Source organism: Flavobacterium sp. B330r, from assembly GCF_056824325.1.
Genome location: NZ_CP124860.1, coordinates 2,156,108 through 2,183,036, shown reverse-complemented (window position 1 = coordinate 2,183,036; position 26,929 = coordinate 2,156,108). Strand labels below are relative to the sequence as shown.

Genomic DNA, 26,929 nt, shown 5'->3' with positions numbered 1-26,929 from the left:
TACACTACAAATTTCCATGTTTTGAAAAAAGTACTTCCGATATTCTCCTATATATTACATCCGATTTTTATATCGTTATATGCAACTTTGTTTTACCTATTTTACAAAGACGATATTTTCAGTACAAACGAAAAGTATTTTGTCTTAATTCAGATTTTGGTCATTAACGTCATTGTTCCTGTCTTGTTTTATCTATTGTTAAAATCGACTGGGCATGTAAAATCAATAATGCTAAGTCAGACTTCAGAACGAACGATTCCGCTTATTCTGCAATGCTTCCTGTATATTTTATTAGTTAAAAGAAGCATCATAATTACGCGTTATCCAGAGCTTCATTTCTTTTTTCTTGCAGCATTATTCAGTACTATTTTAGCACTGGTATGTGTACTGTTCAAGACAAAAGCAAGCTTACATATGGTTGCTATCTCAGGTTTAACGATTTTTGTTATTGGATTAAATATTCATCTTCAGCTTCATAATCCGTATTGGCCCGCTTTACTTATTTTATTATCGGGAATTGTGGCCTCATCCCGTTTAGAAATGAATGCACATACTTCTAGAGAAATATTAATTGGATTGTTTGTTGGAATAATGCCGCAGCTTCTATTTTTATATTTGTGGCTATAAAATGTAAAAGATCAATCCTGCATTTAAGGTTTTCATATTGATTTTTTCGCCAGACAAAGTAGTTGCCGAATTAAACAAAGGGCTTAAACCATAATAGATGTAAACATTCCAAGTGTTGTATCCCGCCGAAAGATATGGGCCGTACTGAAATTTATTGATATTATCGTTATTCTTAATTCTATATGTCGTTTCTCCATCATCAAGAATAGAGGAACTTGAAAACACATAACTCAATTTTATACCACCATAAATACGCCAGAATTTAGTGCTCTCGAAAGTCGAATTACGCCATCTAAATTCTATTGGAAGATCTACAGAATATTGTCGGTAACGATTAGAAACAAATTCTCCATAACTGTTAACTCCATATATAATTGCACCTGAAGCATCCTCAGAAATCGTTAAATTTTGATAATAATTCTGATAACTCAATCCCAAACCCGTAGCAATAGCAATAGTTCTCGATTTATTAACCGGCATATCGCGTAAGAAACCTCCCGAAAGCCCAAGAGAAAACTTATTCTGTTTGAAATTAACTGGAATATCAGTAAACATATTATAAGTAACCGAAAAATAAAACTGATCTTCTCGATACAAAGAATCTATTTTTACAACTGGTTTTATCTCAGGCTTAACGTCTTCTTGTGCAAAAGAGTTAAAAAAAGTGAGTAAAAATAAGCAGCTAAAAATAATTCGCATATCGTAAATTGGGTTTAAAAAGAGGATTTTAAAATAAACGTTTTTATGTGTTTATTTATTTCATATACAAATATAATACAATGCTTTTAGCAACACTAAGAAATGCAAATATTCTTATTTTACCTGCTAATAAAATTAATTGCTGCATATTTTTCAATAAATCGGCTGGAAAAACCAAAAATAAATGAATTATCTTTTTATGTTTTATACCTTTGCAGTAAATGAAGAAAAAACAGCTCATACTAAGTTTATCTTTTGCTGTCACGATATTGTTCTCAATATTGTTTCAGTCTATACATAGTTATGAGCATATTGTAAGGCAGCTTTCAGAAAAACAGTGCCATCATAATTATAATGATCCGAACGGCGAAATAACGCATCAGCATCATGATTATGACGTTTGTTTTGTTTGCCATTTTGCTTTTGAATCTTTTATTCTTCCGCAAGATTTCTCTTTTGAATTTCGTTCATTTGATAGAGAAACCCCTTATTTCTTCCCATTTTCGGAGAAGATTTTTTCAATTTCGACCACTTCGTATTTCTTACGGGGGCCTCCTGCCACTATAGTTTCTTAAGTTTCGATTATTCGAAAAAACAGCACATTTCTTTTAATTTAAAATTCAAATAACATTGAGTTTCCTAATCCTATTTTATCAATTGGGATCAGAATGCTTTATTGTTGGCTTTTGGTTTTTCATTCGAAGAAAAAAATCCATTTAACTATAGCATCATTTTCAAATGAAAAAATTTATAATAGCCCTTATTTTAGGGTTTTCGAGCATACTTACTGCTCAAAATTCGGTTTCTGGAACCGTAACCGACAATCAGAATAATCCACTGCCTGGAGTTTCTGTTTATGCTCCAGAATTACATAAAGGAACTACAACAGACGCAAACGGAAAATACGAATTGAATAATCTTCCAAATGGAACTCTACGTATTGCTTTTACTTATGTTGGATATGCCAATCAAAACAAAACGATTGCTAAATTATTGAAACAAAACACACTAGATATTGTTCTTGAAGAATCTATTTTAGAAATGGATGAAGTAGTGGTTTCAACGCCTTTTAACAAACTGCAATCGCAAAACGTAATGAAGATTGAGCACGAAAGCATTAAAACATTACAGCAAAAAGGAACTTCTACTTTAATTGAAGGTTTGGCAACAATTCCTGGAGTTTCTCAGATTTCTACAGGAACTTCTATCGGAAAACCTGTAATTCGCGGGCTTAGCGGTAATCGTGTTTTGGTTTACTCTCAAGGCGTTCGTATAGAAAACCAGCAGTTTGGAGACGAACATGGTTTAGGTTTAAACGATGCAGGAATAGAAAGTGTTGAAGTGATTAAAGGCCCTGCTTCTTTATTGTACGGTTCTGATGCTTTGGGAGGTGTTTTATATTTCAATCCTGAAAAATTTGCAGATGCAGGCGATTTTAAAGCTAATTTCAGTCAAAAATATTTTACAAATACACAAGGAAGCAATTCGTCTATCGGATTGAAAACTTCTACCGATAACTGGAAATTCTTAGCACGAGGAAGCTACAACACGCATTCTGATTACAAAATTGCTGACGGCGATCGCGTAACCAATTCACGCTATAACGAAACTGATTTTAAAACGGGAATCGGGTACAGCAATTCTACTTTTTCTAGTGTTGTAAGATATAATTTTAACAAACTTGACATTGGAATTCCAGAAGATGGAATTGCAGACCAATCTTCCAGCAAAGACACTCAATTTCCGAGACAAGGAATTTACAATCATTTATTAAGTTTGAATAATGTGATTTTCTTTGAAAATTCAAAACTAGATGTCGATTTAGGATATATCGCCAATGATAGAAGCGAATTTGAAGATAGCAACGAAGCTTCTCTTCACATGAAATTGAATACTTTCAATTATAATGCGAAATATCATTTTCCTAAATTCGGAAAAATTGAAACTATTTTTGGTGTTCAAGGAATGCACCAGACCAACAAAAATTCTGGAGAAGAATATTTAATTCCAGATGCCACAACGAATGATTTTGGAGTTTTTGGAACTGCCAATTACGAATGGGACAATAGCGTTATTCAAGCCGGATTGCGTTTTGACAACAGAAACATTACTTCGATAGCACACGGAATTGAAGGCGAAGAAGGCTATTTTCAAGCTTTAGATCGCTCTTTTGATAGCTTTAACGCTTCTTTAGGTTACAAAACAAAATTTGCTGAGCCTCTAACTTTTCGTTTGAATGTAGCAACAGGATTTAGAGCGCCGAATTTGGCAGAATTGACTTCAAACGGTGTTCATGAAGGAACCAATCGTTACGAAATTGGAAATGCAAATCTGAAAACAGAACAAAACGTTCAGACTGATTTGAATTTAGAATATAAAAACTCGCATTTTGAGTTCTTCGTAAACGGATTTTACAATCACGTAAACAACTATATTTACACTTCGCCAACAGGAGAGGTTTTAGAAGACAATGATGTTTTTGCTTATATTCAGGATAATGCACAGTTGTACGGTGGAGAAGTTGGTCTTCATTTTCACCCTCATCCATTAGATTGGTTGCATTTTGAAACGAGCTTTGAAACGGTTACTGGTAAAAAAGACAACAAAGATTATCTTCCTTTGATTCCTGCAAACAATTGGAACAATACGCTTAGAACCGAATTCAATATCAAAAATTGGTTAAGTGAAGGTTTTGCCTCTTTGAATGTTTCTTCTACTTTCAATCAAGATAATGTAAGCGGTTTCGAAACGGCTTCTAAAGGTTATACTTTGGTGAATTTAGGTTTTGGAGGAACGGTCAAACTAGGAAAAACGGCTTTCGACATTAACCTCAACGGAAACAATTTATTTGATAAAAAATACATTGCACACCTTTCTAGATTAAAAACAGACGGAATTCCGAATATTGGAAGAAATATCGTTTTAGGGGTTAATTTCAATTTATAATTTTAAATTTAACCGCAAAGAGCGCAAAGTATTACGCAAGGTTCGCTAAGTTTTATTTTATAAAATGACGATTAAAAGATTCTCGCAAAGACGCCAAGCCGCAAAGAAATTTTAAAACTTTGCGCCTCCGCGTCTTTGCGAGATTAATTTTGCGTGCTTTGCGTAAACTCTTTGCGTTCTTTGCTGTTAGTAACACAACAATCTCACAAAAAGCGCTATTTTTGTTACAACAGATAAAACTAATTATGAAAAAAACATTTTTATTAATGGCACTTACAACTGCAGGGGTTTCGTTTGCCCAAACTAAATATCCCGAAACCAAAAAAGGAGAAACTGTTGATGTTTATTTTGATACTAAAATAAGCAATCCGTACCGTTGGCTAGAAGATGATAAGTCTGCCGAAACCGGTGCTTGGGTAAAAGCTGAAAATGAAGTTACTTATGCGTATTTAGATAAAATTCCGTTTCGCGAAGAACTTAAAAAGCGAATGGAAAAACTTTGGAACTACGAAAAGATTGGAGCTCCATCTAAAGAAGGAAAATTTACTTATTACTCTAAAAACAATGGACTTCAGAATCAATCTGTTGTTTACAGAAAAGATGCAAATGGGAAAGAAGAAGTTTTCTTAGATCCGAATACTTTTTCTAAAGACGGAACAACTTCTCTTGGCGGTCTTGACTTTTCTGAAGACGGAAACAAAGCGGCTTATGCAATTTCTGAAGGTGGAAGCGACTGGAGAAAAGTAATCATCATAGATGCGCTTTCTAAAAAAGTTGTAGAAGATACTTTGGTAGATGTGAAATTTAGTGGTGTTTCATGGTACAAAAATGAAGGTTTCTACTATTCTAGTTATGACAAACCAAAGGGAAGTGAATTATCTGCTAAAACAGATCAGCACAAATTATATTTCCATAAACTGGGAACTCCTCAAAAAGACGATAAAGTAATTTTTGGAGCAGATCAAAAAAGAAGATATGTGGGCGGATATGTTACTCAAGACAATCGTTATTTGGTAATTACAGCTGCTAACTCAACTTACGGAAATGAATTGTACATTAAAGATTTGACAAAACCGAACAGTCCAATTGTTACAATCGTAGACAACTTTAACAGCGATAGCAATGTTATCGAAAACGAAGGAAGCAAATTGTTTATAGAAACCGATTTTAACGCTCCTAACAAACGTGTTGTAACGGTTGATGCAGCAAATCCGAAACCAGAAAACTGGAAAGATTTTATTAAAGAAACCAAAGATATCTTATCTCCTTCAACTGGTGCTGGCTATTTCTTTGCTAATTACACAAAAGATGCTGTTTCATTTGTACAGCAATATGATTACAACGGAAAATTGATTCGTGAAATAAAACTTCCTGCTGTTGGAACCGCAGGCGGATTTGGCGGTAAAAAAGAAGATAAAATTTTATACTACAGCTTTACTAACTATACAACTCCAGGGAGCATCTATGCTTTGGAGCCAAAATCTGGTAAATCTGAAGTGTATCAAAAACCAAAAGTAGATTTCAAAAGCGAAGATTATGAATCTAAACAGGTTTTCTATACGTCAAAAGACGGTACAAAAGTTCCTATGATTATTACATATAAAAAAGGAACAAAATTAGACGGTAAAAATCCAACTATTCTTTATGGTTATGGCGGATTCAATATTTCTTTAACTCCAAGTTTCAACATTGCAAATGCTGTTTGGTTGGAAAACGGAGGTATATATGCTGTAGCGAACTTAAGAGGAGGCGGTGAATATGGAAAAAAATGGCACGATGCGGGAACAAAACTTCAAAAACAAAACGTATTTGATGATTTTATTGCTGCTGCAGAATATTTAATTGCTCAAAAATATACCTCTTCTGATTATCTAGCTATTCGAGGAGGATCTAATGGAGGTTTATTAGTTGGCGCAACTATGACACAGCGTCCAGATTTAATGAAAGTAGCTTTACCAGCTGTTGGGGTTATGGATATGCTTCGTTACAATGCTTTTACAGCAGGTGCAGGATGGGCTTTTGACTACGGAACTGCTCAAGACAGCAAAGAAATGTTCGAATACTTAAAAGGATATTCGCCAGTACACAATGTAAAAAAAGGAACTCATTATCCTGCTACAATGGTAACTACTGGAGATCATGACGATCGTGTTGTTCCTGCGCATAGTTTCAAATTTGCTTCTGAGTTACAGGAAAAACAAACAGGAGAAAATCCGGTTTTAATTAGAATTGATGTTAAAGCAGGACACGGAGCAGGAAAATCTGTTGCAGCTACAATTCAGGAAAATGTAGACATTCAAGCTTTCACGCTTTACAATATGGGTTTCAAAGCTTTGCCTAAAAAGTAAGACTTTAAGCTTAATTTTTTTAGCCACGAATTCACGAATTTAATTTTGTGAATTTGTGGCTTTTTATTTTGATTGAGTTTGAGAATTTTACCGCAAAGCACGCAAAGTTTTTTTATCAGTTTGATTTTGTAAAAAAAAAGCAAAGTTCGCAAAGCTTTATATTGAACCAGCTTTGCGAACTTTGTTTTTCTATAAATATTCTAAGTATAAAAACTTTGCGTGCTTTGCGGTAAAATTAAATCTACTAAATCTGCAGGAAAAATAAATTCGTGGAAATTAGTAGAATTCGTGGCAAACCTTTTTTAAATTTGAGAAACTTAAAACTTAAACCATGAAAATTATAAAATGGGGAATTATTGGCTGTGGAAATGTAACCGAAGTTAAAAGCGGACCAGCTTTTCAGAAAGCTCCAAATTCGGCTTTAGTTGCGGTTATGCGAAGAGATGCGACTCTTGCCGAAGATTACGCCAAACGCCATAATGTTCCTAAATGGTATTCTAACGCTGAAGATTTAATAAATGATCCAGAAGTTGATGCTGTTTACATAGCTACTCCTCCATCTTCTCATAAAGAATACACTATTTTATGCGCCAAAGTTGGAAAACCTGTTTACGTAGAAAAACCAATGGCTTTGACATTTGAAGAATGCAACAAAATGATTAGCGCTTGCAAAGAGCATAATGTTCCTTTGTTTGTTGCTTATTATAGAAGGGCTTTGCCTCGTTTTTTAAAAATTAAAGAAATAATCGATCAGGGAAAATTAGGAACTATTAGACACGTAAATTGTGTTTTGTATCATCCTTTTGAAGCACGTTATGATGACGAAATCAATCTTCCTTGGACTGTTTTACCTCATATTTCAGGAGGTGGAATTTTTGTTGATCTTGCCTGTCATACTCTAGATTTTCTAGATTTTGTTTTAGGTCCGATAAAATCAGTTCGCGGACATGCTACTTCTCAATTAAAAGCCTATCCTGCCGAAGATGCTGTATCAATGTCATTTTTATTTGAAAACGGAATTCACGGATCTGGTCTATGGAATTTTGCGAGTTTTGAACGTTATGATAATACTGAAATTGTAGGCGATAAAGGTAAAATCTCGTTTTCTACTTTTGGAAATGATCCCGTTCATATTCAATATACAAATGGAGAAAAAGAAAGCATTACAATAGAAAACCCGCTTCACATTCAACAGCCGTTTATTGAAACTGTTATTGCTGAACTTTTAGGGAATGAAAACGCTTCTCCATCAAAAGGTACTTCTGGCGCCAGAACCACTTGGGTTATTGATCAAGTTTTGAAGGAGTTTAGAGATTCGAAATTATAATTATCAATTAAAATACAATTTGTCATCCTGACGAAGGAAGGATCACACTTGAAACTCTGCAATCTAAGTCGTAAATCTTTGTCGAGTCTCTAGTCTGATCCTTCCTTCGTCAGGATGACAGACAAGACTCAAAAAAAAAGAGGATATTCTTTCGAATATCCTCTTTTTGTAAACTATAAAAAAATTGGAAAATTATAGGCTGTATTTAATACCTAAAGTTAATCCTAATCCAGAAATTCCAACATAAGAACTTAATTCATCCATTGGTTTGTCTTTATTAACACCGTTTGGATTTGTTAAAGCATTGTTTGAATTTACATCTAAACCATCTTGGTAATTAGTATGAATTTGAGCTGTAGATCTAGAAGCTAAAGCATCATTTCCGTTTACAGTAAATTCAGTTGTTTCTTTTGTTTTACCATGCACAGTAAAGTTACGGTACTCTAATTCAGCAAAAGCAGAAAGATGTGACGTAAGTTTGTAAGTTGTACCAACAGCAGCTGTAAATCCGATAGTTGGGTTTGGTTTTACTTTATCCACACTGTGAACATTTCCAAAAACTGGAGCACCAGTACCTGGATTAACTCCAACTGGAGCAACAGCATCTGTTTTAATTTCTAAATCTCCATGAATTGGAACTAAAACCCCAACTTTAGTGTAAGGTTCAAATCCGTTAGATTCTCCTAAAAACATCACGATTGCAGGCGCTAAATCAAAAGCTGTAATTTGACCAACTGATTTAAAGTTGTAAATTCCTGTAGTTGCAGATGTAGGGATATATGGCTGATCTGAAGTAGTCTGTGCCATAGTTTTATCATTACTAGAATAGTAATTAACTCCTAACTCCACTCCAATACGTGTAGAAAAACGGTAACCAGCAGTTATACCAGTTCTAAAACCTTGTCCGAAAGAACCTGTAATGCTTTTTTCAGAAACCAATTTTCCTCCTACATAAGTTCTGTCTAATGCTGCATTCCCTCCAACAGTTGGAAACTCAGTTGAAGCAGTTTGGTTGAAATAAGATCCACCCAATTTAAAATACCAGCTTTCCGGTTTTTCTGCTTTTTCTGTTTGCGCCATTGTGGCCATAGAGCAAACTAATAACCCTAATAAAAATAGGTTCTTTTTCATAATTTTGATTTATTGATTAGTACAAACATAGAATATTTTAACACATTCTTACAGCTTGTAAAGTTAGACTTGGAACGAAAACGTTGTAATTTTGGGCAATATTACTAAAAAACTATTATGCATGCATATTTTTAACATAAAAAATTAACATGTGTTTAAATTTTAACTGTTAATTTTTTAGTTCAATTTAAAATTAATCTGCATTTTCTCCAACTCCTGCAATAATTCAGCAGAAATTTTAACCTTCAAACGACGACTCGGCATGGTTAATTTGGTGACTACTTTTATCTCTTCGACCTCATTTACCTCTTGAATCTTAGTGTCTTCCATCGCACTATCTTCATTTTCATTTTCTCCCTCAAAAACAGCATCATCTGAATCAAAATCTGTTGGAGTTTCAACTTCAACCAATTTTTTAATTTTTTCTAATTCCATGATTTCAAAAGTCACAGAATTCTCTCCTTTGTATTCAGCAAACAAATGACTCAGCTTATGAATAAATTCAGGATGAAGATCTTTGATATTTAACAGAACTATTAATTTCTTAGCGAAAGCTTCTAAAATATCCTGCAATTGTCGAATCTCTACAAATTGCATTCTAGGATCTGACTTTTTACCTGTATCATGGTTTACCCATCCGTCTTTGATCAATATTTTTAAAAAGGCAAAATTGTTCTGAATTAAGAAGTGGCGGAATTTTAAATATTCCTCTCCAAAAATCTTAAACTCGTAACTTTCATCATACCCTTCTAAGTTGAAAGCCGCCCACCCTTTTCCGTTTTTGGCTACACGATGCTGTACGTTATTGATAATTCCGGCAAAGTGCAAATTCTTTCCAACATATTCATTCATACTCTTTAAAGCTTCCAATCGAGCATTGCAGAAGTATTTCATTTCAAATCTAAAATCGTCCAAAGGATGCCCAGAAATGTAGATTCCGACAACCTCTTTTTCTTTAGCCAGTTTTTCCATAGTGCTCCAGTCTTCACATGGCGGCACAACCGGTTCTGCGATTTGTACTTCACTGGTTTCTCCAAACAAACTTACCTGAGATGAGTTTTCATTTTCCTGAAACTTCGATCCGTAACGCATGGCTTTTTCGTAGAATGTAATTCCGTCACCATCATCGTGGAAATACTGCGCTCTGGTTGTTCCTTCAAAAGAATCAAAACCTCCAGCCAATGCTAAGTTTTCAATCGCTTTTTTGTTGGCAGCACGAAGATCAATTCGCTTCGCCAAATCAAAAATCGATTTATATCTTCCGTCTTTTCTGTTTTCTACAATTGTTTCAACCGCTCCAGAACCTACTCCCTTAATTGCTCCCATTCCAAAACGAACGGCGTAATCATCATTTACCGTAAATTTATAGTACGATTCGTTTACGTCTGGACCTAAAACCTGCAATCCCATACGTTTACATTCTTCCATGAAGAAAGAAACCTGTTTGATATCGTTCATGTTATTCGAAAGTACCGCTGCCATGTATTCTGCAGGATAATGCGCTTTCAAATAAGCGGTTTGGTACGCAATCCAAGCATAACAAGTCGAGTGCGATTTGTTGAAGGCGTAACTCGCAAATGCTTCCCAGTCTTTCCAGATTTTTTCTAAAACCTTCGCATCATGACCTTTTGCAGCAGCTTGTTCCACAAACTTAGGCTTCATTTTATCCAGTACGTCTTTTTGTTTCTTACCCATCGCCTTACGCAAAACGTCGGCCTCACCCTTTGTAAATCCTGCCAAAGACTGAGACAAAAGCATTACCTGCTCTTGGTAAACCGTAATTCCATACGTCTCTGATAAATATTCGGCACAGGCATCTAAATCGTATTTGATTTCTTCGTCACCATTTTTTCTTCGAACGAAAGACGGAATATACTCCAAAGGTCCCGGGCGATACAATGCATTCATGGCAATTAAATCTCCAAAAACCGTTGGCTTCAGATCTTTCATGTATTTCTGCATCCCAGGTGACTCGTATTGGAAGATTCCAACGGTTTCACCTCTTTGGAAAAGCGCATACGTTTCTTCGTCATCAATTGGAAAATTATCTGGATCCAGATCAATTCCAACCCTATATTTTACCAGTTTAACGGTATCTTTTATCAGCGTAAGGGTCTTAAGACCCAAGAAGTCCATTTTCAGCAATCCGGCACTTTCTGCCACCGAGTTATCGAACTGTGTTACATATAAATCGGAGTCTTTTGCTGTCGTTACGGGAACATAGTTTGTAATATCCGATGGCGTAATGATAACCCCACAGGCGTGAATTCCCGTATTACGCATCGATCCTTCCAGAATTTTTGCCTGCTGAATGGTTTCTCCTGCCAAATCATCTTCATTGGCAATCGCGATTAATTCTTTTACGTTATCAAATTCGTCAGAACGAAGCGCTTTTTTAACCTCATCTTCACTCTCCGAAATAAAACGCGCCAAATTCCATTTTGACGGCATCATTCCTGGAATCAGTTTTGCAATTCTATCCGCCTCGAATAATGGTAAATCCAGTACACGCGCCGTATCACGAATTGCCGATTTGGTTGCCATTTTACCATAAGTGATAATCTGCGCCACTTGTTTTTGACCGTATTTGTTGATTACATAATCCATTACACGTCCACGACCCTCATCATCAAAGTCGATATCAATATCGGGCATCGATACACGGTCAGGATTTAGGAAACGCTCAAAAAGTAAATCGTATTTAATTGGGTCAATATTGGTAATTCCGAGACAATACGCAACGGCCGAACCCGCTGCAGATCCACGACCTGGCCCTACCGATACGTCCATTTTTCTAGCTTCGGCAATAAAATCTTGTACAATCAAAAAGTAACCTGGATAACCCGAGTTTGAAATCGTCATTAACTCAAAATCCAAACGCTCTTGAATCGATTCGGTTATTTCGCCATAACGTCTTTTGGCACCTTCCATAGTAAGGTGTCTCAAGTATTTATTTTCCCCTCTTACACCACCATCTTCTTCATCTTCGGGTACCACAAATTCTTCTGGAATATCAAACTTCGGAAGCAATACATCACGATAAAGTGAATATATTTCGACCTTATCTATAATTTCCTGAATATTGATAATCGCTTCGGGCAAATCGGAGAAAAGTTTTTTCATCTCTTCTTGCGACTTGAAGTAGTATTCCTGATTTGGAAGTCCGTAACGGTAACCGCGTCCTCTTCCAATAGGTGTTGCCTGCTTTTCACCATCTTTTACACAAAGTAAAATATCGTGCGCATTGGCATCTTCTTTATTTAAGTAATAAGTATTATTAGTTGCAATTAATTTGACATTATGCTTTTGCGAAAATTCAATGAGGGTTTTGTTAACGCGATTTTCGTCTTCCTGATTGTGGCGCATAACTTCTAGATAGAAATCTTCGCCAAATTGTTCCTTCCACCAAATTAAAGCTTCTTCGGCTTGGTTTTCACCAATGTTCAGAATTTTACTCGGAATTTCTCCGTATAAATTCCCAGACAAAACCATAATATCTCCTTTGTATTGCTCGACAATCTTTTTGTCAATTCTCGGCACATAATAAAATCCTTCGGTATACGCAATAGAAGCCATTTTGGCCAAATTGTGATAACCTGCTTTATTTTTAGCCATCAAAACAACCTGATAACCGTTGTCTTTTTTACTTTTATCTAAATGGTTTTCACAAATATTAAATTCACAGCCTACAATTGGTTTTACTTCGGTTTCTGTTGGTTCTTCACCAGCTTCAACCAAAGCTTTATTTTTTCCAGAAGCCGCTTTGTTGTGGTTCATTACAGCACTCACAAAATGGAAAGCCCCCATCATGTTTCCAGTATCAGTCATGGCAACGGCTGGCATTCCGTTTTTGGCAGCAGCAGCTACAATATTTCCAATTCCGATAGTCGATTGAAGTACCGAAAACTGCGTATGATTGTGCAAATGTGCAAATTTTGCTGCTTTGAAATCAGCTTTATCTTCTTCTGAAACAACGGTCTGCTGACCTTCTCCAGCTAAAGCTTTAAGCTGTTCTCTGATTTTATCAGATGCTGCTTTTAAATTAATGTGTTTTAAACCAATTAACTTAAATGGCTCCGCATTTCTTTCCTGAAATTCTTTGAAATATTCTTTCGGAACATCTAATTCTTCTTTTGTAAAAACTTCTCTTCTAACCAATTCAAGGAAACAACGCGTAGTTGCCTCAACGTCGGCAGTTGCGTTGTGCGCTTCCGCGAAAGGCTGATCGAAAAGATAGCTGTGTAATTCGGTCAAAGTTGGAAGTTTGAATTTTCCTCCACGACCTCCAGGAAGCTGTAATAACGAAGCAGTTACTTCGGTACAAGTATCCAAAACCGGCATTGAAGCCATTTGAGACTCCACTCCCATTCTATGGAATTCGGCTCCCATAATATTAACGTCGAAACCTAAATTCTGTCCAACGATAAATTTGGTTTTGCTTAAGGCAATATTGAATTTCTCTAAAACTTCGGCCAAAGTGATTCCATCCGCTTCAGCCAATTCAGTTGAAATTCCGTGAATACGCTCGGCATCATACGGAATGTTAAATCCTTCTGGTTTTACCAAATAATCCTGATGCTCAATAAGCTGTCCCATTTCGTCATGAAGCTGCCACGCGATTTGTATACATCGAGGCCAGTTATCAGAATCAGTAATTGGGGCATCCCAGCGTTTTGGTAATCCGGTTGTTTCGGTATCGAATATTAAATACATAGAATTATAAAAGGTCAAGTTTTAAAGCTCCAAATTTCATATCTTTCACATTGTAAACCATTGACAACATGAAACATAATAAAATGCGAAATGAAAAATCGGAGGAATTCAAATTTACGCTTTTTTTTGGCTTCAAGAAATAAAGAATTCAACAAAAAGCATTAATCAAAATCATTATTACAAACTGTTAAAAACTAATAAAAATGATAAAATTTAGATTATTTAGTCTTAAAAAATTCGATTATTCATTTTGGATACTCATTACACCAAAATGAACACTTTTAAACTGAAGTGTATCCTGAACTTTGCTTCATCAAATTATAACAATTAAAAAAAATAATCATGAAAACAATTTTTATCACAGGCGCATCATCAGGTTTAGGAAAAGCAACAGCAAAATTATTCCACTAACAAGGCTGGAATATAATTGCAACAATGAGAAATCCTGAAAAAGAGACGCAACTTTCTCAATTAAAAAACGTAACGCTTTTGCCATTAGACGTTACCAATTACGATCAAATTCAAACTACTGTAAAAAAAGCATTGGAACTAAGCGATATTGACATTGTTTTTAATAATGCTGGTTATGGATTGATTGGCCCTTTGGAAAGTCTTACAGATGATCAAATCACAAAACAATTGGACACTAATTTATTAGGCGTAATTCGTGTTACAAATGCTTTCATTCCATATTTCAGAGAAAGAAAAAATGGTTCATTTATTTCGACAACATCTATTGGAGGTTTGATTGCTTTTCCTTTAGGATCAATCTATCATGCCACAAAATGGGGATTAGAAGGCTGGAGCGAAAGTATGGCTTATGAATTAAATCCGTTTGGAATAAACATTAAAACAGTTTCTCCTGGAGCAATCAAAACCGAATTCCTTCATGGTTCACTTGACACAAGCACTTTGCCAGAGTACGAAACAATGACGAATCGTATATTTGGAAGTGTTGATACCATGTTTGAAATGGCATCAACTCCTGAACAAATTGCGAGTGTAGTTTATGAAGCTGCTACGGATGGAAAAAACCAGCTAAGATATGTTGCGGGAGAAGACGCAAAAGCACTTTACAAACAAAGATTAGAAGTTGGAGACGAAGTTTTTCGTTCTGAATTTGGCAAACAATTTTTTGGAGAATAACTATTTCTAATAACGCTACCAAAAAGCATTAAACATTGTTTTTTTGTTTTTATTAAGCCCCAGCGGGGCTTAATATTTATAGAAATTCAATAATCCGGACACAAAAGAGCTCCAGCGGAGCGAAATATTTATCGCAATGAATATGTCGCTCCGCTGGAGCTTTGTTCTCAATAACAAACATGATTTCTATAAATATTTCGCTTCTCCGAAGCTGATTTTAGACTCTCAAATTTTCATACTTTTATATCATGGAAAAGAAAAACAATAATCCAGAAAAAATCTCTTCTATATCGCAGTTTCATGACCTGCTTCAACTTCCAAAACCACTTCATCCGATGGTGAGTTTGGTAGACAATACACAGTTGGTTATAAATGAAAATTTAGCGAATCATGCCTTTATGCTTGATTTTTATAAGATCTCTTATAAGTTTTCTACCAAAGGAAAAATGGGCTACGGTCAAGGCTATTATGATTTCAACGAAGGCGGACTCCTATTTGCTTCTCCAACTCAGTTAATTTTTACTGAAAATGAAGAAGGCGTTGAATATGGCGGTTATACCCTTTTATTTCATCCTGATTTTATTCGAAATTATCCTTTGGGAAAAAGCATCAAAAAATATGGCTTCTTTTCTTATGATACCAATGAAGCTCTGCACCTTTCAGACAGTGAAAAAACAATTATTATTGGATTATTACAAAGCATCGACAACGAACTCAATACCGCAATTGACGAAATGAGTCAAGACGTGATTGTATCTTACATTGATGTTTTGCTGAATTACAGCAATCGTTTTTACAAGCGCCAATTCATTACGAGAAAAACCATCAGTAACGATTTATTATTAAAAGTTGAAGAAACTTTGGACAACTACATTAGCAATGCAGAAACCTTAAAAAGAGGATTGCCAACAGTAGAATTTCTGGCTTCGCAGATTAATGTTTCAAGTCATTATCTCAGTGATATGCTTCGTAATTTAACTGGATTAAATGCACAACAGCATATCCATTCGAAATTAATAGAAAAATCAAAAGATTTCTTGATTACTACCAATCTTTCGGTAGCAGAAATTGCTTATCAGTTAGGTTTTGAATATCCGCAATCGTTTAGTAAATTATTCAAAAAGAAAACCAGTCTTACTCCATTAGAATTTAAAAATTCGTTGAATTAATTTTAAAAATTATTGTCTTCAAAAAATCAATTTCGGTCTTAAAAAATCATAAAATTTCATAAAAATACACCTCTTGGATGTCGTAGTATTTTGGTGTTTTATTGAATCTAAATAACACCAAAAAAACTCCTTTAAAAGCTTTAAAAAACCAAAAAACCACACTTTTTACAAAGAAATCAAAACTAACAATTATTACTATTTTTATTCATTTTGTTAGATTTTTTCAAACAAATTCTTATATTTTATATTGATTTTGAGATAAATTTGCAAACTATTAAAACAAAAAACAAACAAGAAAAATTAAAGCAGAAAAAGAAAAGCTAAATCAGTTTCTTAATCATTTTTCTTTCAAATTTTAGTTTGCAAAAGCCATTTGGCAATTTGTAATTTAGTTTGGGTATCGTATATAATGAAATATTGAAATTGACGCTTTTTTATCTTTTTTTACTTTTGTTTTGCTATTATAATGAACAGGAAATTGCTGTGGTTATAGAAATTACAATTAAAAAAAATAAAAAATGAGTAAGACATTATTTGACAAAGTATGGGATTCACATGTTGTGCGTAAAATTGAAGATGGACCAGATGTGTTTTTTATTGACCGCCATTTCATTCATGAAGTTACGAGTCCTGTTGCTTTTTTAGGATTAAAATCAAGAGGCGTTAACGTATTATATCCGGAACGTACTTTTGCAACTGCCGACCACAATACACCAACCATAAACCAACATTTACCAGTTCAAGATCCGCTTTCTGCTAATCAGCTTCAAGCTCTTGAAGACAATGCTAACGAATACGGAATTTCGCACTGGGGATTAGGTCACCAAAAAAATGGAATTGTACACGTAGTAGGTCCTGAAAACGGAATTACTTTGCCAGGTGCTACTATTGTATGCGGGGATTCGCATACGTCTACTCACGGTGCTTTTGGAGCGATTGCTTTTGGTATCGGAACATCTGAGGTTGAAATGGTGCTTTCTACTCAATGTATTATGCAGCCTAAACCAAAGAAAATGCGTATTAACGTAAACGGTAAATTAAGCAAAGGTGTTGGTCCAAAAGACGTTGCGCTTTATATTATTGCTCAATTAACTACTTCTGGAGGTACAGGATATTTTGTTGAATATGCTGGTGATGTTTTCGAAAACATGACTATGGAAGGCCGTATGACAGTTTGCAACTTAAGTATCGAAATGGGTGCTCGCGGCGGTATGATTGCTCCTGACCAAACTACTTTCGATTTCCTTGAAGGAAGACTTTACGCTCCAAAAGGTGAAGCTTGGACAAAAGCTGTTGAATACTGGAAAACTCTAAAAACTGATGATGATGCTGTGTTTGATGCTGAATTAAACATCAAAGCTGAAGATATCGAACCAATGATTACTTACGGTACAAACCCAGGAATGGGAATTGGTATCACAAAACATATCCCAAGTGCCAACCAAGTTGAAGGTGGTGAGGAAACTTACAAAAAATCTTTGGCTTACATGGGCTTCAATGAAGACGATGTAATGATCGGAAAACAAATTGATTATGTTTTCTTAGGAAGTTGTACAAACGGACGTATTGAAGATTTTAGAGCTTTCGCTGAAATTGTAAAAGGAAGAAAAAAAGCAGATAATGTTACGGCTTGGTTAGTTCCAGGTTCTCACGTTGTTGAAGCTCAGATTAAAGAAGAAGGAATTTTAGACATTTTGACTGAAGCTGGTTTTGTATTACGTCAGCCAGGTTGTTCTGCTTGTTTAGCAATGAACGATGATAAAGTTCCTGCAGGAAAATATGCGGTAAGTACTTCAAACAGAAACTTTGAAGGTCGTCAAGGTCCTGGTTCAAGAACTTTATTAGCAAGTCCAATTATGGCTGCTGCAGCTGCTGTTACAGGAAAACTAACAGATCCTAGAGAGCTTTTTTAAAGATTTAGGAATGAAGATTAACGATTTTTGATTTCAGATTTCGATACGCTTCATTAAAAAATCTTCTAAAATTTCAATTTACATTTTACAAAAAAACATTAACGATTACAATTTTAAGATACAACAACAAATCTAAAATCAGAAATCGTTAATCTAAAATCAAAAATCAAAATGGCATACGATAAATTTACTATACTTACCAGCAGTGCAGTGCCACTGCCAATTGAGAACGTTGATACAGATCAAATCATTCCAGCTCGTTTCTTAAAAGCTACAAAACGCGAAGGTTTTGGAGACAACCTTTTTAGAGACTGGAGATACAACGGAGACGATACACCAAAAGCAGATTTCGTTTTAAATGATTCTACTTATTCTGGAAAAATTTTGGTTGGAGGAAAAAACTTTGGTTCTGGATCTTCTAGAGAGCACGCTGCTTGGGCAGTTTACGATTACGGATTCCGCGCTGTAGTTTCTAGTTTCTTTGCTGATATCTTCAAAGGAAACTGTTTAAATATTGGTGTTTTGCCAGTACAAATCAGCCCAGAATTTGCTGAAACTATTTTCAAAGCAATTGAAACTGATCCTAAAACAGAATTAGAAATCAATCTTCCAAACCAAACTATTACTTTATTGTCGACTGGTCAGCAAGAATCTTTCGCTATCAACGGATACAAAAAAAACAATATGATTAATGGTTTTGACGACATTGATTATTTACAAGATATGAAGGAAGATATTAAAGCTTTTGCTGATAAACTTCCTTACTAAATAGAAATCTCATTCAGGATATTAGACCCGACAGGTTTCAAAAACCAGTCGGGTCTTTCTAGAATAATTGGACGCGGATTTTATTTTATTCAATATAAAAAATCTGTTTTATCAGAGTCTTCGCAAAACGAATCCGTAAAATCAGCGTCAAAATTAAAACAGGAATATTAAAAATATTCCACCCGTTAGAAACATCAATATGGAAAAAAGAAAAATTGAAATAATGGATACGACACTTCGTGATGGTGAACAAACCTCAGGAGTATCTTTTTCTGCTGCAGAAAAACTAACCATTGCGCAATTGTTGTTGGAGGAATTAAATATTGATAGAATCGAAATTGCTTCTGCACGTGTAAGCGAAGGAGAATTTCAGGCCGTAAAAGGCATTACTTCATGGGCTGAAGAACGTGGTTACATTGAAAGAATCGAAGTTCTGACGTTTGTTGACGGAGGCCTTTCAATCGACTGGATGAAAAAAGCTGGAGCCAAAGTGCAAAATTTGTTGACCAAAGGTTCAATGAATCACTTAACGCATCAATTGAAAAAAACACCCGAACAGCATTTTTCTGAAATTGCTCAGATTATATCTTTAGCTAAAGAAAATAATATAGAAACTAATGTTTATCTGGAAGACTGGAGCAACGGAATGCGAAATTCTCCTGATTATGTATTTCAATTTTTGGATTTCTTAGCAACACAACCAATCAAAAGAGTTTTACTTCCAGATACTTTAGGAGTTTTAATTCCTTCTCTGACTTTTGAATTTATTTCGAAAATCAGAGCAAAATATCCAAACATTCACTTTGATTTCCACGCACATAACGACTACGATTTAAGCGTTGCTAATGTTATGGAAGCGATAAAAGCTGGAATCAACGGACTTCATGTAACAGTAAACGGAATGGGAGAACGTGCTGGAAATGCACCTCTTGAAAGTACTGTTGCCGTAATTAACGATTATTTGCCACAAGTAAACATCAATGTAAAAGAGACTTCTCTGTATTCTGTAAGCAAGTTGGTAGAAACTTTTACAGGCTACAGAATTCCTGCCAACAAACCTATAGTAGGTGATAATGTTTTTACACAAACAGCTGGAATTCACGCCGACGGTGACAACAAAAACAACTTGTATTTTAACGATCTTCTTCCGGAACGTTTTGGAAGAAAAAGAAAATATGCTCTAGGAAAAACTTCAGGAAAAGCCAATATCGAAAAAAATCTTCAGGAATTAGGTTTAAAACTAAACAACGAGGATTTGAAATTGGTTACCCAAAGAATTATCGAGTTGGGCGACAAAAAAGAAACCGTAACCAAAGAAGATCTTCCATACATTATTTCGGATGTTTTGGACAGTCATACTTACGAAGAAAAAATAACTATAAATTCTTATATGCTGGTTCATTCTAAAGGAATGCGCCCATCTACGACTTTATCTTTAAATTTAAACGGAGAAATAATCGAAGAAAATGCACAAGGAGACGGTCAGTTTGATGCTTTTATGAATGCTTTATCTAAGATTTATAAAAGCAAAAAATTAACGCTTCCAAAATTAATTGATTATGCGGTAAGAATCCCTCCAGGAAGTAGTTCTGATGCATTGTGCGAAACCATTATTACATGGGTCAACAACGGAAAAGAATTCAAAACCCGCGGATTAGATTCAGATCAAACCGTTGCAGCGATTATTGCAACGCAAAAAATGCTTAACATTATAACTTAATATAGTTTCAAAGTGACAAAGTGACAAAGATTTTAGTCTGCTTTTAAAAACTTTGAAACTTTGAAACTTTGAAACTTTGTCACTTTGTCACTTTGTCACTTTGAACCTTAATAACACATATAGAATGAAATTAAACATAGCCCTTTTAGCCGGAGACGGAATCGGACCAGAAGTAATAAATGAAGCCGTAAAAGTATCTGATGCTATTGCGAAAAAATTCGGACATGAAATCACTTGGAAACCAGCTTTAACCGGTGCTGCTGCAATTGATGCAGTGGGAGAACCTTATCCAGATTCAACACACGAAGTTTGTAAAAATGCTGATGCGGTTCTTTTTGGAGCAATCGGCCACCCAAAATATGATAATGATCCTTCTGCACCAGTACGTCCAGAGCAAGGTTTGTTAAAAATGCGTAAAGCTTTAGGTTTATTTGCAAACGTAAGACCAACTTTTACATTCCCATCTTTATTAGATAAATCTCCTTTAAAAAGAGAAAGAATTGAAGGAACTGATTTAGTTTTCTTAAGAGAATTAACTGGAGGAATTTACTTTGGTGAAAAAGGAAGAAAAGACAACGGAGATACAGCTTACGACAACTGTGTTTACACAAGAGCCGAAGTACAGCGTTTAGCTAAAAAAGGTTTTGAATTAGCCATGTCTCGTTCTAAAAAATTATGCTGCGTTGACAAAGCAAACGTTTTGGAAACTTCACGTTTATGGAGAGAAACAGTTCAGGCAATGGAAAAAGAGTATCCAGAAGTTGAAGTAAGCTACGAATTTGTTGATGCGGTTGCTATGCGTTTGGTTCAATGGCCAAACTCTTATGATGTATTGATTACGGAGAACTTATTTGGAGATATTTTAACTGATGAAGCTTCTGTAATTTCAGGTTCAATGGGATTAATGCCTTCTGCATCTATGGGAGCTGAAGTATCTTTATTTGAACCTATTCACGGTTCTTACCCACAAGCTACAGGATTAAACATTGCTAACCCAATGGCTACTATTTTATCTGCTGCGATGATGTTCGAAAACTTCGGATTGATGGAAGAAGGAAAAGCGATGAGAGATGCTGTAAACAAAGCTCTAGAAGCTGGAGTTGTTACTGAAGATCTAGCTAATGGCGGAAAAGCATACGGCACTAAAGAAGTTGGTGACTGGTTAGCTGCGAATGTATAACTTAGTTAATTTTTGTTTCAGGTTTCAAGTTTCAACAACCTGAAACTTGAAACCTGAAACAAAAAAAGGGATCAACTTTCGTTGATCCCTTTTATATTTTAGAAAAAAAACATTAATATTCTCTTCTGTTTCCGCGATCTCCGCCACGGTTGTTTCCGTAACCACCACGATCGTTTCCTCCGCGGTTGTTGTTAAAACTTCTTCTTTCGCCTTCTGGTTTTGGCTCAGATTTATTTACAACGATTGTACGACCTGAAACTACAGCACCGTTCAATTCATCGATTGCTTTTTGAGCCTCTGCATCATTTGGCATTTCAACAAAACCAAATCCTTTACTTCTTCCAGTAAATTTATCAGTAATAATTTTAACAGAGTCAACTGCTCCATAAGCCTCAAAAGACTCTCTTAAATCTGCTTCCTCAATACTGAATGGAAGGCTTCCAACAAAAATATTCATAGATATTTATTTATAATAATAAGCAAATGTAGTCTTATTATTCTGTAATCTACTATATATTAGTTTATTTAAGTTTTTATTTTGATTTTGCAAAATATATTTAGACGAAGAACTTAATCAACAGGAACAAAATTCCCTTCTGGCGCAACCGGAATTTTGTAAAAAACACCTTCCGAAAAGTGCATTTCTTGCTTCTCAGCAGTAGGATCAGTATTAACTACAGTAAATTTAAATGTTCCCGAAATAGTATTTTCTTCCGTATTATATTCCGTCACGACAATTTGCCCGCTTCCTTTTGCAGTTCCAGTACTAAACTCTGCTTCTTGTCCTTTATAAGTGTTTTTATAAGTCGCTTTTGTAACATCATCTATACCTAAAACATAAGTCTTTACAGTTGGCGTAGGAAGTTTAAAACTGATTTGTTCATACCCTAGAGAACCGTGTATAACAAAAGTTCCATTCGATTCTGTTCCTGCTTCATAAACTTGAGCCCTCCAAAAATTATTGTCTTTTAAAGTCTGAAAAGCAGGATTATTAAATCTTACATCTTCTGTACAAGAGATAAGTAAAAGTAAAAATGATAAAAAGTAAAAGTATTTTTTCATGTTTAAAATGAATTTGATGCAAAAGTATTGCATTAAGAACTAAATACTTAAATTAAAAAGTCAAAAAAATGCTAAAAAAACAACTCAAGTATATTTAATCTTCTTTAAAACGTGTTTTTCATAAAAAAATTATATCTTTGCGCCCTTAATTAACAGAGGTCGAGTACCTCAAAATTTAATCACTAGATTATGTCAGTAAAAATTAGATTACAAAGACACGGTAAAAAAGGAAAACCTTTTTACTGGGTAGTAGCTGCAGATGCACGCTCAAAAAGAGATGGTAAATACTTAGAGAAAATCGGTACTTACAATCCAAACACTAACCCAGCAACTGTTGATTTAAACCTTGACAGTGCAGTAAAATGGTTACACAATGGTGCTCAACCAACTGATACTGCAAGAGCAATCCTTTCTTACAAAGGTGCTTTATTGAAACACCACCTTGATGGAGGAGTTCGTAAAGGTGCTTTAACACAAGAGCAAGCAGATGCTAAATTAACTGCTTGGTTAGAATCAAAAGCTGGTAAAGTTGATGCTAAAAAAGATGGTTTATCTAAAGCAAAAGCTGATGCTAAAGCAAAAGCTTTAAAAGCTGAGCAAGAAGTTAACGCTAAACGTGTTTCTGATGCTGCTGCTGCACAAGCTGAAGCTGAAGCTGCTGCACAAGCTACTGAGGCTACTGAAGAAGTTGCTGAAGCTACTGAAGAAGCTCCTGCTGCTGAAGAGAATAACGAAACAACTGAAGCATAATTTTACTTAGCGATAATGCGTAAAGAAGACTGTTTTTATTTAGGTAAAATCGCTAAAAAATTTAGTTTCAAAGGTGAAGTCTTGGTCTATTTAGACACAGATGAACCTGAGTTATACGAAAATCTGGAATCAGTGTTTGTTGAACACAACAAACACTTGGTTCCTTTTTTTATTGAAACAAGCTCATTACACAAAAACGACTTTCTAAGAGTTCGTTTTGAAGATGTAAATACCGAAGAAGATGCAGATGCTTTATTAGGAAATGCTATCTATCTTCCTTTAACTATGTTGCCAAAACTTACTGGCAATAAATTCTATTTCCACGAAGTTATTGGCTTCGAAATCGAAGACAAACGTTTAGGTGTTTTCGGAAAAATAACTTCTATAAACGATTCAACTGCCCAGCCTCTTTTTGAAGTTTTAAATGGTGAAGTTGAAATCTTAGTTCCAATGATTGATAATTTTCTTGTAAAAATTGATCGTGAGAACAAAAAAGTAATCATGGATCTTCCTGAAGGTCTTGTGGAGATGTACCTTTAAAGTTAGTGTTCAGTCTCAGTTTTTAGTATTCAGTTTTCTAACTGCATCATAAACTTTTAAATTCAATTATATACTGCAATGTTTTCATTCAAGCAATTTTCTGTTAAACAAGACAAAACCGCTATGAAAGTAGGCACTGATGGTGTTTTACTTGGCGCTTGGGCTCCCATTCATCATAATCCGTTTAGTGTTTTAGATGTTGGCGCTGGAACAGGAATTATTGCTTTAATGCTTGCGCAGAGAAGTCATGCAGAACAAATTGATGCGCTCGAAATTGATGAAGACGCTTACGAACAAGCGGTAGAAAATTTTGAAAGTTCTCCTTGGGGCGATCGTTTATTTTGTTTTCATGCTGGTTTAGATGAATTTATTGAAGAACCGGAAGATGAATATGATTTAATTGTTTCGAATCCGCCTTTTTATGCTGAGGATTACAAAACAGATAACGAACAACGCGATTTAGCGCGTTTTCAGGATGCAATGCCTTTTGAAGAAATTGTTGAGGCTGCCGATTTATTACTTTCAGAAAACGGAATTTTAGCCGTTATTCTTCCTTTCAAAGAAGAAGAAAAATTTATTGCCCTAGCAAAAGAATCAGAACTTTATCCAATAAAAATCACAAGAGTTAAGGGAACTCCAAAATCGGAAATTAAGCGTAGTTTATTAGCTTTTAGCCGAAATGAAGTTCCTGAAATTGAAATCGATGAACTTATCATCGAAATCGACAGACACGTTTATACTCCTGAGTATATTGAATTGACTAAAGATTTTTATTTAAAGATGTAAAAAGCATCTTTAAATAAATTACTCTTTTTGCAGACACACTCCTCTTTGAAAACCTATTCCATTCGGATTTTCTTCATTAAAATATACTATTGAATAAGTAACACATTGATCATCTGTATAAATTATTTCTGCTACACTTTTATCCCCAATTTTAACATTATCTGCTCCTAAATTTTTAATACAGATCTTTTCTAATTTGCAATCACTAAGCCATTTGACACTCCAAACTGTTTGCAATTTACTTTCAAAATAACCCTCTTCAATAGAATCTTTCCGAATAGCATATTCATCTGGAAAAGCTGGAGCCGCAAACTTTCCATTCTTAAATTTAGTACAATCTAATTTTTGAGAATAACTAACAGCCCCTAATAAGAATAGACAAAAAACGATGATTTTTTTCATTATACTTTTACTATTATTTTAATTATTTGCCGTTTTTAGCAAAAAGAATTGCTCTTTCCAAAACTTCATCCTTGCCTTGCTGAATACCTAAAATAGTTGGTTTAACTTCGATATCTGGAACAATACCAATTCTTTGAGTTTCTTTTTTGTTTGGATAAAAAACTCCATAGCAGGTAAATGAAGTATAAAATCCTTTAATGAGCGAAAATCCGTAGTTTGCTCCATCTGCACCACCAGTCTGACTTCCGATAACTACACAATTAGGAACCGTTTGTAAACTCATTACAGTAAATTCAGCATGACTTACAGCTTTTTCATTAGTTATAACAATTACTTTTCCTTTATAATGATCTGGATTATTTTTTCCGCACTTCTGAATTCCTTCTCTCCAATAATAACGCCCAGGATAATTTACATCTGGATCAAGAAATCTAGCAAATTCGTTCTCTTCAGAATTAAGCCAATCTGCAATTGGATACATAACCTCGTGTGGTCGATTTCTATTATCAAAAATTATTGCATTCGTATTGTTTAATGCCGAAATTAAGGCTGGGACATCTGCTGGATTAAGTTCATCAAAATCAACGTAACCTATATTACCCTCTAAAATTTTCCATTTTTCTTTATCTGAAAACTGAATTTTTAAATCTTCGTACTTATATCTATTAATAGACTTTACTGCCGTTTTTCCGTCTCGAATAAATTCGATTTCAAAAGAAGGTGTTTTTCCGTTAAAAATTGCCCAATATGCATTCTTTAAAACAGACGGCTCGTTAGACCCTTCTACATACTTTCGGTTTTCATTCAAAATTTCCGCAATTGTTTTTCCTTCTACTTTTGTAATTACATCTCCAATTTTAATGTCACTAACTTTTGCTAGAGAATCATTTTTCAATGCAACAACTATCGCTTTTTCATCAATGATATTAACATCTGCAGGAATAAATTTATCCCCAAAATATTCGAACAATTGAGACATACTAGTTGAAGCGTGAGTATCATTTAGCTTTACAGAGATCTCGCGCATTGCCAAATTAAAATCCTTTTCAGATTCTGGAGTATAATATCTTGGTAGCATTTCATTTAATACTTTATCCCAATTTTGATCCATTTGGTATTTATAGGGAAAGAAATATTCAATGTAATTCCAATATCTGAATAACGCCAAAAGACGAAGTTTTTTGTCCGTCCATTTAAAATCTGCATATTTTACTTCATTTTTAAATTGTAATGGAGGGCCATTACTGCCGAATTCATAAGCAACATAGTACTGTTTTTCCTGAATTCTATTCTCTTCAATAAATTTCAATTTTTTTGAAAGTGATTTCGAGAACAATTCTTTATTATTGACCCATGACAAATCGAAATTTTTATCAAAATATTCTTTTTTTACAGCAGGTTTTAAAGATTCCTGTTTTTTAATTTCCCCCAAAGAATCAATCCAATTTTCAATTACCAGAGAAAATGCTTCAGAAGTCTTCGCTTCTTCAACTTTTGGTAGGATTTGAAATAATTGTTCATCCCAATTTTTACTTCCATCGGTAACATTTGGATGATAATATTTTAAGAAACCCCAGATTTTACAGGTTGCAGCTAGCTTTTGAGTTTCGGTAATTGGTTTTGAAAAAGAATATTGAAATAATAATAAAAAGGCAATAAGTACTGTTTTTTTCATTTAAAATTTGTGATTTTGGTTAGTGGT

The 26,929-nt window shown here is 34.7% G+C and carries 19 protein-coding genes and 1 pseudogene; 13 read left to right on the top strand and 7 right to left on the bottom strand.

Annotated elements, in window-relative coordinates:
• Window positions 1–21 precede the first annotated feature (21 nt).
• On the top strand, window positions 22–627 hold the full coding sequence (locus QLQ95_RS09905; protein WP_253251814.1) for a hypothetical protein: 606 nt from the start codon (window positions 22–24) through the stop codon (window positions 625–627).
• Here the strand turns inward: QLQ95_RS09905 and QLQ95_RS09900 are convergent.
• Window positions 622–1,326: a porin family protein gene (locus QLQ95_RS09900; protein ID WP_095929724.1), complete on the bottom strand. Its 705-nt coding sequence runs from the start codon at window positions 1,324–1,326 to the stop codon at window positions 622–624. The genes QLQ95_RS09905 and QLQ95_RS09900 overlap by 6 nt on opposite strands.
• 738 nt (window positions 1,327–2,064) lie before the next feature.
• Between QLQ95_RS09900 and QLQ95_RS09895 the strand changes: the two genes are divergently transcribed.
• The 3 genes from QLQ95_RS09895 (at window position 2,065) to QLQ95_RS09885 (ending at window position 7,947) form a co-directional block, all read left to right on the top strand.
• Window positions 2,065–4,272: a TonB-dependent receptor gene (locus QLQ95_RS09895; protein WP_428239037.1), complete on the top strand. Its 2,208-nt coding sequence runs from the start codon at window positions 2,065–2,067 to the stop codon at window positions 4,270–4,272.
• Between the two features lie 245 nt (window positions 4,273–4,517).
• Complete coding sequence (locus QLQ95_RS09890) at window positions 4,518–6,620, top strand: prolyl oligopeptidase family serine peptidase (protein ID WP_482503623.1); 2,103 nt, start codon at window positions 4,518–4,520, stop codon at window positions 6,618–6,620.
• A gap of 331 nt (window positions 6,621–6,951) precedes the next feature.
• Entirely contained in the window at window positions 6,952–7,947 is a 996-nt protein-coding gene (locus tag QLQ95_RS09885) for a Gfo/Idh/MocA family protein (protein ID WP_482503622.1), read from the top strand.
• Window positions 7,948–8,139: 192 nt separating this feature from the next.
• On the opposite strand, the gene QLQ95_RS09880 is transcribed toward QLQ95_RS09885, so the two are convergent.
• The gene (locus tag QLQ95_RS09880; protein WP_482503620.1) at window positions 8,140–9,078 is read right to left on the bottom strand and encodes an outer membrane beta-barrel protein; all 939 of its coding nucleotides are present in this window, start codon (window positions 9,076–9,078) and stop codon (window positions 8,140–8,142) included.
• Window positions 9,079–9,255: 177 nt separating this feature from the next.
• Window positions 9,256–13,791 carry a DNA polymerase III subunit alpha gene (dnaE, locus tag QLQ95_RS09875; protein WP_482503619.1) on the bottom strand — a complete coding sequence of 1,512 codons (4,536 nt, stop codon included), beginning with the start codon at window positions 13,789–13,791 and terminating at the stop codon, window positions 9,256–9,258.
• Window positions 13,792–14,133: 342 nt separating this feature from the next.
• On the opposite strand from dnaE, the pseudogene QLQ95_RS09870 reads away from it, so the two are divergent.
• The 6 genes and pseudogenes from QLQ95_RS09870 (at window position 14,134) to leuB (ending at window position 21,687) form a co-directional block, all read left to right on the top strand.
• Window positions 14,134–14,937, top strand: a pseudogene (locus tag QLQ95_RS09870) (SDR family oxidoreductase).
• A 248-nt stretch (window positions 14,938–15,185) separates the two neighbouring features.
• Complete coding sequence (locus QLQ95_RS09865) at window positions 15,186–16,106, top strand: helix-turn-helix domain-containing protein (protein WP_482503617.1); 921 nt, start codon at window positions 15,186–15,188, stop codon at window positions 16,104–16,106.
• Between the two features lie 518 nt (window positions 16,107–16,624).
• The gene (leuC, locus tag QLQ95_RS09860; RefSeq protein WP_482503615.1) at window positions 16,625–18,019 is read left to right on the top strand and encodes a 3-isopropylmalate dehydratase large subunit; all 1,395 of its coding nucleotides are present in this window, start codon (window positions 16,625–16,627) and stop codon (window positions 18,017–18,019) included.
• A 171-nt stretch (window positions 18,020–18,190) separates the two neighbouring features.
• A complete protein-coding gene (gene leuD, locus QLQ95_RS09855; RefSeq protein ID WP_428239030.1) occupies window positions 18,191–18,787 on the top strand; it encodes a 3-isopropylmalate dehydratase small subunit in 597 nt (198 codons plus the stop codon).
• Window positions 18,788–18,986: 199 nt separating this feature from the next.
• Window positions 18,987–20,507: an alpha-isopropylmalate synthase regulatory domain-containing protein gene (locus tag QLQ95_RS09850; RefSeq protein WP_482503613.1), complete on the top strand. Its 1,521-nt coding sequence runs from the start codon at window positions 18,987–18,989 to the stop codon at window positions 20,505–20,507.
• Between the two features lie 124 nt (window positions 20,508–20,631).
• Entirely contained in the window at window positions 20,632–21,687 is a 1,056-nt protein-coding gene (gene leuB / locus QLQ95_RS09845; RefSeq protein WP_095929712.1) for a 3-isopropylmalate dehydrogenase, read from the top strand.
• A 112-nt stretch (window positions 21,688–21,799) separates the two neighbouring features.
• Here the strand turns inward: leuB and QLQ95_RS09840 are convergent, their stop codons facing one another.
• Both QLQ95_RS09840 and QLQ95_RS09835 read right to left on the bottom strand, forming a co-directional pair.
• The gene (locus QLQ95_RS09840) at window positions 21,800–22,144 is read right to left on the bottom strand and encodes an RNA recognition motif domain-containing protein (protein ID WP_095929711.1); all 345 of its coding nucleotides are present in this window, start codon (window positions 22,142–22,144) and stop codon (window positions 21,800–21,802) included.
• A 113-nt stretch (window positions 22,145–22,257) separates the two neighbouring features.
• Window positions 22,258–22,749, bottom strand: coding sequence for a DUF6252 domain-containing protein (locus tag QLQ95_RS09835; RefSeq protein ID WP_482503611.1), 492 nt, complete (start codon window positions 22,747–22,749; stop codon window positions 22,258–22,260).
• 189 nt (window positions 22,750–22,938) lie between these two features.
• On the opposite strand from QLQ95_RS09835, the gene QLQ95_RS09830 reads away from it, so the two are divergent.
• From QLQ95_RS09830 to QLQ95_RS09820, 3 genes are all read left to right on the top strand, one after another.
• A complete protein-coding gene (locus QLQ95_RS09830) occupies window positions 22,939–23,499 on the top strand; it encodes a 30S ribosomal protein S16 (RefSeq protein WP_320494662.1) in 561 nt (186 codons plus the stop codon).
• Window positions 23,500–23,514: 15 nt separating this feature from the next.
• A complete protein-coding gene (gene rimM, locus QLQ95_RS09825; RefSeq protein WP_248729073.1) occupies window positions 23,515–24,039 on the top strand; it encodes a ribosome maturation factor RimM in 525 nt (174 codons plus the stop codon).
• Between the two features lie 78 nt (window positions 24,040–24,117).
• Window positions 24,118–24,825, top strand: coding sequence for a tRNA1(Val) (adenine(37)-N6)-methyltransferase (locus QLQ95_RS09820; RefSeq protein WP_428239028.1), 708 nt, complete (start codon window positions 24,118–24,120; stop codon window positions 24,823–24,825).
• A gap of 18 nt (window positions 24,826–24,843) precedes the next feature.
• Here QLQ95_RS09820 and QLQ95_RS09815 read toward each other — a convergent pair whose 3' ends face one another.
• Complete coding sequence (locus QLQ95_RS09815) at window positions 24,844–25,227, bottom strand: hypothetical protein (RefSeq protein WP_095929705.1); 384 nt, start codon at window positions 25,225–25,227, stop codon at window positions 24,844–24,846.
• A 22-nt stretch (window positions 25,228–25,249) separates the two neighbouring features.
• Window positions 25,250–26,902 carry a S41 family peptidase gene (locus QLQ95_RS09810; protein WP_320494657.1) on the bottom strand — a complete coding sequence of 551 codons (1,653 nt, stop codon included), beginning with the start codon at window positions 26,900–26,902 and terminating at the stop codon, window positions 25,250–25,252.
• Window positions 26,903–26,929 lie beyond the last annotated feature (27 nt).